7 protein-coding genes are annotated in these 11,528 nt (G+C 34.1%); all 7 read left to right on the top strand.

The window, feature by feature from the left end:
• The first annotated feature begins 34 nt into the window (after nucleotides 1–34).
• The 7 genes from BK011_10265 (at nucleotide 35) to BK011_10235 (ending at nucleotide 11,517) form a co-directional block, all read left to right on the top strand.
• Nucleotides 35–2,530, top strand: coding sequence for a hypothetical protein (locus tag BK011_10265; protein ID AUD66052.1), 2,496 nt, complete (start codon nucleotides 35–37; stop codon nucleotides 2,528–2,530).
• Between the two features lie 243 nt (nucleotides 2,531–2,773).
• Nucleotides 2,774–4,594, top strand: a complete 1,821-nt coding sequence (locus BK011_10260; protein ID AUD66051.1) for a hypothetical protein — start codon at nucleotides 2,774–2,776, stop codon at nucleotides 4,592–4,594.
• Nucleotides 4,595–4,659: 65 nt separating this feature from the next.
• The gene (locus BK011_10255; GenBank protein ID AUD66050.1) at nucleotides 4,660–7,575 is read left to right on the top strand and encodes an ABC transporter substrate-binding protein; all 2,916 of its coding nucleotides are present in this window, start codon (nucleotides 4,660–4,662) and stop codon (nucleotides 7,573–7,575) included.
• A gap of 16 nt (nucleotides 7,576–7,591) precedes the next feature.
• On the top strand, nucleotides 7,592–8,515 hold the full coding sequence (locus BK011_10250; protein ID AUD66049.1) for an ABC transporter permease: 924 nt from the start codon (nucleotides 7,592–7,594) through the stop codon (nucleotides 8,513–8,515).
• A 1-nt stretch (nucleotide 8,516) separates the two neighbouring features.
• Nucleotides 8,517–9,401, top strand: a complete 885-nt coding sequence (locus BK011_10245) for an ABC transporter permease (GenBank protein ID AUD66048.1) — start codon at nucleotides 8,517–8,519, stop codon at nucleotides 9,399–9,401.
• Nucleotides 9,402–9,413: 12 nt separating this feature from the next.
• On the top strand, nucleotides 9,414–10,886 hold the full coding sequence (locus tag BK011_10240) for a hypothetical protein (protein ID AUD66047.1): 1,473 nt from the start codon (nucleotides 9,414–9,416) through the stop codon (nucleotides 10,884–10,886).
• Nucleotides 10,887–10,896: 10 nt separating this feature from the next.
• A complete protein-coding gene (locus BK011_10235) occupies nucleotides 10,897–11,517 on the top strand; it encodes a hypothetical protein (GenBank protein ID AUD66193.1) in 621 nt (206 codons plus the stop codon).
• The last annotated feature ends 11 nt before the right edge of the window (nucleotides 11,518–11,528 follow it).

Here is an 11,528-nt window from a genome sequence, read left to right as displayed (position 1 = left end):
TTGAAAGTTTAATTATAAAATAGGAGGAAAATAAATGAAAAAAATTGTAGTATTTTTATTACTAGGTTTTGCTTCATTTCTGCTATTAGCGGGAAGCCGTGCATATGCAGAAGATGAAATTATTGATTTGTATCCATATGACCAACCTGGATGTTTGACAACATCAGATTCATGTTTAGGTACAAGAGTGGGTACAGCTAACTGGACGTTTACTTATGGTGGACATAGATATCATTCAGTAAGAGGTTCAGTGAGATATGTATCTGATTTTAGTGATGATGATAGCAATGGTAATTTTACAATGCTAGAAATGACTGGTATTTCTTGGTCATCATTCGGTTCTACAATCATAAACAATACAGCTGAAACTGCTGAGTTAAAGGTGGATAGTGGAGATAAGAACAGAATGGACTTATACTCAGGTGCTAGACATGATGTATTCTTACATTTTGATGAAAATGGTGTTCTTCAAATGTATGAAGATGCTGTAAACACTTATTACATTCATAACGATGGTACAGAAGTTGCTCCTGATTGGAGATTAGCTACTCAAACAGAAATAGATGCTTATGATGCTGCTTCTGATCCAGCTACAGAAACACCTAACACTGTTGTAGATAACATCAGAATGAAGTTAGATGATACAGATAGTGATGGCTATGTATTAGAAAGACTTAAGTTTGTTGAAATGATCGCAGATGGAGTTGACATAGCTTTAGATCCTGAAAGTGCTTGGTCAAGTGTAATTGATAGCAACCCAGTTGACATTATCTTACCTTCAGGATGGACAGTCATGAGTTTTGCTTACCTAGATAGAACTGGTAATGCTAAAAATTTAGATTTCATTAAGGCTCTTCCAGCAATTATGACTAGTGAAACAGTAGATCCAATGGTTTCTGAATATACTCACCAACCAGCTGCATTTGATGGCTTAACTGATTTAGATGACGATGCTGTTACACCAGGTGTAAACATTGTTGTAGAATACAATGGAACATTTGATTTATCAAATACAGTTTCAGTTGAATGGTTAGATATGTTAGATGATACAGGCGCAATCATTAACAACGAAGAAAAACTTGATTATGTAGTTGATATCGTTAGAGATGAAGTTGTTCTAGAAACAATTAACTTCACTTATGATAGTGGTACAGATGCTTATACACCTAGTGCTGCTGTAACAACTGTTGATGCAAGTGAATTCGGTGCTGGTTATCAAGCGATTTATCAAGCTGTAACTCCAGAAGGCGATGAAACAGAAGTAGTTGTTGACGTTGTTATTGGTGTTATGCCTCCAAGATTTGCTGGCGTTGAAGATCGATTCATCAATCAAAGTATTGCTATTGATTTATTAGAAGGTATTACTGCTGATGATGGTTATGGAAATGATAAAACATCTTCTATCGAAGTTACACATCCTGCAGAATTAAATGTTTATAACCCATTCCCAGGTGAATATCAAATTGACTTAGAATTTACGCATAACGTATTTATTCCTGGTATTCAAACTGCTGTAACTATTAATGGTGAAGTTATTGATTTAGATCCAGAGTTAGATGTGAATAGAGATATTGCAACTAACCTTCATGCTGCACCAATGGTGTTTACTGATGCTGAAATTTTCCGTGGTATTGGATCAGGTTGGGGATCAGTAATAGTTAAAGTTGCTGCTGATGGAACTATGATGGAAAGATATGATAGATATAACTGGGAACATACAACATCAACAGGAACTGTTGTAGGTAGTTTAGAATTATTTACTGCATGGCAAGCAGCTATGACTTTAGAAGAAGGCGAATTCATCGTTACTGCTCATGGTTCAGTTGAAGCTCCAAGATTAAGAGCTGCCAATTTAGCATTTGGTGATCCAATCACTTTTGAGCCAGGTACAGATGATTTCAGTTATGACATCGTTACAACTGACAGCTATATCTTAACAGTTGATGATATGACAGCTCCAATTTTAATGGTTGTTAATCAAAACTATTCAATTTATGCTGGTGAATATTCAAACGTAAATAACGCTATCTTAGCTAACGTTGTTGCTTATGACTTCACTGATGCTCAAGATGACTTAGTTATGTATGTTTCTAACAATGGTGGATTAAATGTGACTACTCCAGGTACTTACACAGTTGAAGTAACTGTAGAAGATGCTGCAGGTCATACAGATGTTCAATCATTTAACGTAGTCGTTAAAGAAGCTATGCTTACTGAAGCAGATGTAGAAGCGTTAATTGAAGAAAACACTTTATCATCAGCAGATGTTATAACATTAATTGAAGCGAACGTACTTGCAGAAGCTGACGTATTAGCATTAATTGAAGCAAACGTTCTTTCTGAAGAAGACGTTCAAGATTTAATTGACGCTGGCGTTATTACAGAAGCTCAAATTCAAGCATTGATTGATGCATCACTTCCAGAAGATACTGGTTGTGGATCTGCAATCACTGGTACAAGTGCAATCTTTGTTACATTTAGTTTAATACTTGGTGCTGCTGCTATATTCTTTATTAGAAAAAGAGGATAAGCAAAATAATTAACTTAATCATTAGATAAACAATCTATAAAAAAGTGCCCGATAATTTATATCGGGCGCTTTATCTATCAAGAGTTTATTTTTCACGTGATGTAAACGCTTTGAAAATTATTTTTCATATTTGAAAATATGGCTGTTTAGCCTATAAATGATGGGCAAAAAATAGTATAATTAACATGTAAATAGAGTTTGAAAAAATAAATAAATTATAATAATGAAAAGAGAGGTTATGAAATGAAAAAAGTATTTAGTTTATTACTAATATTAGCTTTTGCATTTGGGCTTGTTGCTTGTGGTGATCCTGAAGATCCAGTAGATCCAACTGATACAGCGTCAATTCTTGGTGCAACTGATATTACAATAGAATTTGAATCAGATTTTGATCCACTAGATGGCATAACAGCAACTGACAGAGTTGATGGAGATATTACTTCAGCAATCACAGTTACTGGTGAAGTGGACACAAATACGCCTGGTACATATACACTAACTTACAAAGTTACTGGTAGTGATGGCAATGAAGTTACTGTAACTAGAGAAGTCACTGTAAATCCAGACCCTAATGCTACAGCTTCATTTGCTGGAGTTGCAAATAAAACAATTGCATTTGGTTCTGTATTCAATCCACTTGAAGGTGTTACAGCTACAGATACTGTAAATGGAGATATCACTTCAACAATTACAGTTACAGGAGCAGTAGACACAAGTACACCAGGAACTTATACACTTACTTATACAGTTGTAGATAGCAATGGAAAAGAAGTAAAAGCAACTAGACAAATCGTAGTTGAAGAAGATAATCAAGTTGCTGATCCAACTGAAATCGTGATTATGCATGGTGCACCTTATGAAGTTGACCCATTCCACCCAGATTTTAGTGGTACTGAACAACAAGCTAGACAAGCTAGACAAAGAGCTGTTGAAGAAGAATTAAACGTAATTGTTAAATATCAAGCTTATCCAGCGAGTGCTGCATGGGGCCCTTCAAGAGTTACAGCAATTATTAATGCTTCTGTTGCTGGAGATCCACTTGCAGATATATACTGGACAACAAGTGACTGGATTCAACAATTAGCTGATGGAAATGCAATTGTTCCTGTTGACCAATACATGAGTACACATGGCGCAAATATTCACGAAGACTTTATTGAAGTTGGTTCATATATGAATCATGTATATGGTTTTGGTGCTAACAATTTAACCGTTGATGTTGGCTTATATTATAACGCTGATTTAGTCGCAAGTTTAGGTGTTGAAAATCCTTCTCAATTATATTTAGATGGATTATGGACATGGGATAGATTTGAAGCATGGGCAACTGAAGTGCAAACTGCACTATCTGCTCAAGGCGAAGATTTATATGCTTTAGGTGGCGTACCAAGTGCTTATGCAGAATCAATGGTACCACTTAATGGCGGTAGTTTAATTAATGCAACAACTGGTAGAGTATCGTTTGCTCAAACACCAGCATTAGAAACTTATACATTCTTAAGTGATTTATGGACTCAAGGTTTATTTGAACCATCAGGACAATATGATGCAGGTTCACCATTATGGCAAACTGGTAAAGTTGCTATGCATCCAGGTAGTTTATGGTTTGTAACTGCTGATAATAGATGGGGTGGATTAGCATTTGAACTAGGATTTGTTCCTTATCCAATGTCAGACGCATTTAAGACTAGTGGTGGAGAGTATGTATCACCAGTATCTGGTGTTGCCGTTTATAACATTGCTAGTGGTATGACTCCAGAAAAAGAAGAATTAGTATTCCAAGTTTGGAACGAACTTCAACTATGGAAGACTGAACAAGAATTAAAAGATGAGTTTGAACTTACATTGTTGACTAAGTTTGATGATGAATTATATGTTGAAGCTTACTTAGCTATTTATGACAAGATATATTTAGAACTAATTAATGCAATTGGTATTAGTGCTTATGGTGAAAACGGATGGCGTTCTAATATTAATGCAGGTATTAGAGAAGGTACTGCAAGAACAAACATGGATCGTATTAAACCGATTTATGAAACTGCTTTAGAGGATTATTTAACCTGATATAAAAAAAATGAAGTCAATCCCCCTTTATCATAAAGGGGGATATTTCAAAGGAGTGGATTGTAATGAAAAAATTTCTTATTATAACATTATCGATTGTGTTGTTAGTGACGGTGTATGCAATTATTGATAGTCTCGTGGCTAGAGCACAAAAGAACTATTTGGATTATAATAGAGAACCTGTAAGTGAGGTGGATCCTTCAGTGCTTGGCGAATATGATGCTGAAGCTTATTTCAGTTATGTTTCCAATAAACCTCAAGACTATCCTGAAAATAAAATCATTACAATTAATGCTTCTAGCTATTCAAGTATTGAAGGCGAACAAGAAATATTAGATGTATATGAAGGTGTCTCAAGTCCACTTTTAACAAAAGAGAGTGGTTCAGTAACATGGAATGTTGAAGTTGCTGAAGCGGGTTTTTATAATATTAAAGTAAATTATTTCCCATATGAAGGGAAAAGTTCATCAGTTGAACGTACAATTTATATCAATGGTGAAGTTCCATTTACAGGAGCAAGTAACATTGTTTTTCATCGTCTGTGGGCATCTGAGGGACAACCTGAAGTGGATATTCATGGTAATGATATTAGACCAAGTCAAATTGAAACACCATTTTGGACAAATGATTTTGTTAAAGACTCTATAGGGTATGTCAATGAACCGTATCAATTTTATTTCGAAGAAGGCACAAATAGTATCACTATAGAATCTGTAAGAGAACCATTGTTAATTGATACAATCGAACTTCTATCTGTGAAGCAAATTAAATCTTATGAAGAAGTATATGAAATGTATCAAGATATGAACTATCAAGTGATTAACCAAGAGAACATAATGATTCAAGCAGAAGATGTATCTTATACATCATCACCAACCTTATATCCATTAAACGATCGTACGAGTCCACTGACGATGCCGAGTCATCCTTCATTGATTAAGTTAAACACAATCGGTGGAGCTAATTGGAGAGTCTCTGGAGATCAAATGACATGGACAATAGATGTTGAAACATCAGGGTTATATGCAATAAGTATGAGAGTTAAACAAAAACTTGCCTCTGGTATGAATGTTAGTAGAAATATCTACATCGATGGTGAAATTCCATTTGCAGAAATGGAAAATTATCAATTTCCATTTTCAAACGATTGGCGCATTCAAACCATTGGTACATTGGAAGAACCATATTTATTTTATTTAGAAGCAGGAACTCATGAACTTTCAATGGAAGTGTCACTTGGAGAATATGGTCCTTTAATCGCACAAATTCAAAACTCAATTAACAATTTAAATAAACTATATAGAGAAATCTTAGTATATACAGGACCCGAACCAGATCCATATCGTGATTATGAGTTAGTCACAAGAGTTGATCGTTTGGTCGAAAGATTGGATAACGAAAGAGTTAATTTATCTAATATAAGACAAAGAATCATTGAAATTTCTGGATCAAAAAGCGAGAAAACAGGTATCTTAGATACAGTGATTTTACAGCTTGATGATTTTGTAGAAAAACCAAGAGAAATTCATAAAAATTTATCTACATATAGTGCAAATATATCTTCACTGGGTACGTTAGTTATTTTACTATCTGAACAACCTTTAGAAATTGATTATTTTGTACTCCACGCACCTGATGCAAAACTTCCACAGAATAAAGCATCATGGTTCAAACGAACTATCTTTAGCATACAGTCATTTTTCGCAAGTTTCACTACTGATTACACCGCAATTGGACAAACAGATACAGGTGAAATCAACGAAACCATCGAAGTTTGGTTATCTGTAGGTAAGGATCAAGCAAACATTTTGAGAAAACTCATTGATGAATCATTTACATCAGAAACTGGCATACAAGTTGATTTAAAACTTGTAAACGGTGCAGTTCTACTACCGGCTACTCTAGCAGGTGAAGGACCTGATGTTGCAATGGGTGTTACATATAATATTCCAGTGAATTATGCGATGAGAAACGCAGTTTATGATTTGTCTAAGTTTGCTGATTTTGCAGATGTCAAAGATCGTTTTATGGATAGTTCAATGGTAGGCTTTGAGCATGAAGGTGGTTATTATGCTCTACCTGAACAACAAATTTTCTTAATGATGTTCTATAGAACGGATATTTTTGAAGAGATTGAATTAGAAGTTCCACAAACATGGGATGACGTGATTTCAATGATTCCAGATCTTCAAAAACATAATTTAGAGTTTTACTTGCCAGTTCCAATTACTCAAGGTAATATTGTTAACTTACCTTCAAACCCAATCTTTTCCACTATGTTCTATCAAAATGATGGAGAATTCTATATTAATGGTAATACAGAAAGTGGATTTAATGAAGGTATGGGACCTGAAGTTTTTGAAACATGGACAAGATTTTATACAGATTATTCATTCCCTGTAGAAGCAAACTTCGTAAATAGATTTAGAAGTGGGCAAATGCCTATTGGGGTTACATATTACAATATTTACAATACTTTAAGTGTGTTTGCACCTGAAATTAGAGGTAAATGGGATTTTTCATCAGTTCCAGGTACAGAATATATCGATGAGTTTGGACAATCACAAATCAGAAGAGAAACTGTATCAACGAACACAGGTGTTATGATTATGGATCAATCTTCTAAAAAAGATGCTTCATGGGAATATTTAAAATGGTGGACAAGCACAGAAGTGCAAGTTCAATTTGGACGTGAAATGGAAGGTATCTTAGGAGCAGCAGCAAGATATCCAACAGCTAATGTCGATGCACTTGCTCAGCTACCTTGGACAGTTGAAGAATATCGAAAACTTTATGAACAATGGCAATGGGTTCGCGGTATTCCTGAAGTTCCAGGTGGATACATGACAGGTAGACATTTAGATAACGCATTTAGACTTGTTATTGATGAGTTTGCTAATCCAAGAGAAACCATTTATGATTATGTTCAAGTGATTAATGATGAGATTGAAAAGAAAAGAAGAGAATTCGGTTTAGATTAAGAAAGGAGGCATTAATATGCAATCAAAGATTGACATGAAGCTGAAAAGACAGCTTTTATGGAAAGAAGTAAAACAAAATAAGCATAATTATATATTAATGGCTCCATATGTTATCTTGTTTTTAACTTTTACGATTATACCAGTGTTTATGTCGCTGGGGATTAGTTTTACTTACTTTAATTTATTAGAAACACCAAGATTTATTGGTTTAGATAATTATGCGAAGTTATTACTTGATGATGATGTGTTCATCATCGCTTTAAAAAATACGTTAATACTTGCGGTAGTCACAGGACCTGTAAGTTATTTACTTGCGTTTGTATTTGCTTGGTTGATCAATGAACTTAAACCTAAACTAAGAGCATTTATGACTTTAATCTTTTATGCACCATCGATTTCAGGTAATGCATTTTTGATTTGGTTATTAATTTTCTCTGGGGATGTTCATGGATATGCCAATGCTATATTAATGAACTTAGGATTTATTGATAATCCGATTTTGTGGTTAAAAGATCCTGACTATATGCTAGGTGTGATCATCTTAGTACAATTATGGTTGAGTTTAGGTGTTTCTTTCTTAGCATTTATTGCAGGGCTTCAAAGTGTTGATAAAACACTATATGAAGCAGGCGCAATCGATGGTATTAGAAACCGTTGGCAAGAACTATGGTATATTACATTGCCATCAATGAAACCACAACTACTATTTGGTGCTGTGATGCAAATTACAACATCATTAGCAATTGCAGAAGTATCGATGCAACTGGTAGGTTTCCCGTCTATTCAGTATGCGGGACATACAATTGTAACCCACTTAATTGATTACGGGTCAACTCGTTTTGATTTAGGGTATGCATCAGCGATTGCAACATTATTATTCTTAATCATGATGACTGCGAATATTGTTGTTCGCTCTATCTTAAGAAAGGTGGGTGAATAATATGCAACAGATTATTGAGCAAATAAAAAACAGAAAGTATCGTAAGAAGAAAAGAATTAATCGTTCTAAAGCTGGAGATATTACACTGTTTATTGTATTATTGATATTTGGTGCATTCAGTGCATTTCCACTCATTATGACTGCGTCTAATGCATTTAAACCTCTAGATGAGTTATTCTTATTCCCACCTAGATTATTACCAAGAAATATTACATTTGACAACTTTAGAGATTTATCGGAGTTGATGAGCAATTCATGGATTCCGTTTACAAGATATTTCTTTAATACCATTTTAATTACTGTAACAGGAACTTTAGGACATGTTTTAATTGCTTCTATGGCTGCATTTCCTTTAGCTAAATATAAATTTCCTGGAAGAACAATTATTTTTACACTTGTTGTATATTCATTGATGTTCGCACCTCAAGTTACTGCTACACCTAACTATATTATTGTTTCATGGATTGGTTTAGTAGATACACCAATGGCGATTATATTTCCTGCAATAGCTTCATCATTAGGTTTATACCTTATGAAGCAATTTATGGAGCAAATTCCAATGGAGTTAATTGAAAGCGCGAAAATTGATGGCGCAAGCGAGTATCGTATTTTCTTCCAAATTGTGATGCCACTGGTTAAACCTGCGTGGTTAACACTCATCATCTTACTATTCCAAAGACTATGGATTACTGATGGTGGATCATTTATTTTTAGTGAAGAATTAAAACCTGTTAGTTATGCTTTAAGACAAATTGCACAAGGAACGATCGAACGTGCTGGTACGATTGCTGCAGTCTCTTTCATTATGATGATAGTGCCTGTAACATTCTTTATCTTCTCACAATCTAGAATTGTTGAAACGTTCAGTCATTCTGGAATGAAATAGGAGCGTGATGATATGAAATTATTTATGATATTTTCGATGTTGTTCACATTACCTATACAACTTTCTGCATTAAGATACAATTACTCATATTATGGTGATGTCATTCATTCTGCACCAGGTATGAACTTTGCAACATATTTTAATGGAAACACTATAGGAACATCCTTAACATCGCCTGAAGATATAGTGGTTTATGATGATATGATTTATATGGTTGATTCAGGAAAAAATGCATTGATTATAGTCGATGATAATTTTCAACTAGATTCAGAATACTCATTATTTACTACAAGCGCTGAGTATCAACAGCAAATGCTTGATCAAGGGTTGGAGGTTGTTACTGAAGTGACATTAAAATCACCTTATGGTGTGGATATCAATGAAACGGGTATTTATATTGCTGATAGTGGTAACTTTAGAATCGTTAAGTTAAATCACGATTTTGAAGTTGTCGGATTGTTTAGTGATATTGAAGATGCAACATTTGATGAGATCAATTTTGAACCACGAAAGATTACTGTCGATAGTTCAGAAAGAATGTATGTGGTTGCTAGAAATGTTTATGAAGGTATACTTGAACTTGATAGTGATGGTAGTTTTAATAGATATACTGGGGTAAACCCAGTGTCACTAAACCCTATCGAAATCTTTCAAAGATCAATTATGACAGAAGAACAACTTGCTCAACTTCAATTATATTTACCTACTGAATATACAAATGTTGTTATGGATGAAAAAAACTTCATCTACGCAACATCTAAACCTTCAGAAGAAAATGCTGAAAACATGATTCAGTTGATAAATCCAAAAGGCGTTGATGTGTTAAATCCAAGAGGATACCATCCACCAATGGGGGATATTCATTATATTGAAGGTATGAACAACTATGTTATTGATGGGCCAAGTGATTTAGTTGATATAGCTTATACAGATCATGGTATTTATACTGTTTTAGATCAAAAACGCTCAAGACTTTTCACATATGATAGTGAAGGTAATTTACTTTATATCAATGGGGATGAAGGTGCGCAATCAGATAAATTCTCTGAAGGTGTATCATTAGCGTATTTAGGCGATGAACTTTTAGTTTTAGATAGGAAATCTAGAACAGTCATCGTTTATCAACTTACTGATTTTGGTTCAAAAGTTAATCAAGCAATTATGCATCACACAAATGGTGAGTTTGAAAAAGCTGCTGAATTATGGGCGAAAGTATTAGTGCTAAATACAAATTATGAAATTGCTTATAATGGTATCGGTAAATATTATTTACGAGAAGGTGAATATAAAACAGCTGTTGAATACTTCAATTTAGGGCATGATCGCTACTATTATTCAAAAGCTTATCAAGCATATCGAAACGAGATTTTAAAAGCTAATTTTGGATGGATTGCTGGTGGTATTGTATTAACAGCAGGCTTGTTCATAGGCTTTAAGATCAGATCAACATACAAAAAGGGAGGTAGCATACTATATGAAGACTAAACTTAAACGTATTTGGTTTGATTTTATCAAGTTTCCAAAGTACATCATGCTACATCCATTTGATGGATATGATGAATTTAAGAGATATAAAAAAGGCAAGATGAGTGTTGCATTAATTTTTATCGCACTTTATGCATTTTTCAGAATATTCACTTATCAAAACGAAGGTTTTTTGATTAACGAGAGAAATCCGTTAATGCTTAATAGCCTTCAAGAAATATTCTCTGTGGTATTGTTGTTGGGCTTATTTACAATCGGTAATTGGTCAGTAACAACACTCATGGAAGGTAAAGGTAGTTTTAAAGAAATCGTGATGACGACTGGATATGCACTATTCCCACTGATTATCATTGGGTATCCAAGTGTAATATTATCTAATTTCTTAACTATGGAAGAAATGGCATTTTATCAATTGTTAATGGGCATTGCATATGGACTAACGGCATGGATGTTATTCATGGGTGTTTTAAACATTCATCAATATGGTTTAGGAAAAACGATCGTCGCATTTATATTAACTGTGGTTGCAATGGCAGTCATGATGTTTTTTGGTTTGTTATTTTTCGATTTAATTCAACAATTTATTGAGTTCGTAGCTTCAATATATGAAGAATTAAATCTGAGATATTAGAGGTGGTGTGT

It is taken from the genome of Tenericutes bacterium MZ-XQ, assembly GCA_002838205.1.
Taxonomy (GTDB): Bacteria; Bacillota_I; Bacilli_A; order Acholeplasmatales; family Acholeplasmataceae; genus Mariniplasma.
Note: the sequence above shows the minus strand (reverse complement) of the source record. Positions and strands in the feature narration are given on the sequence as shown.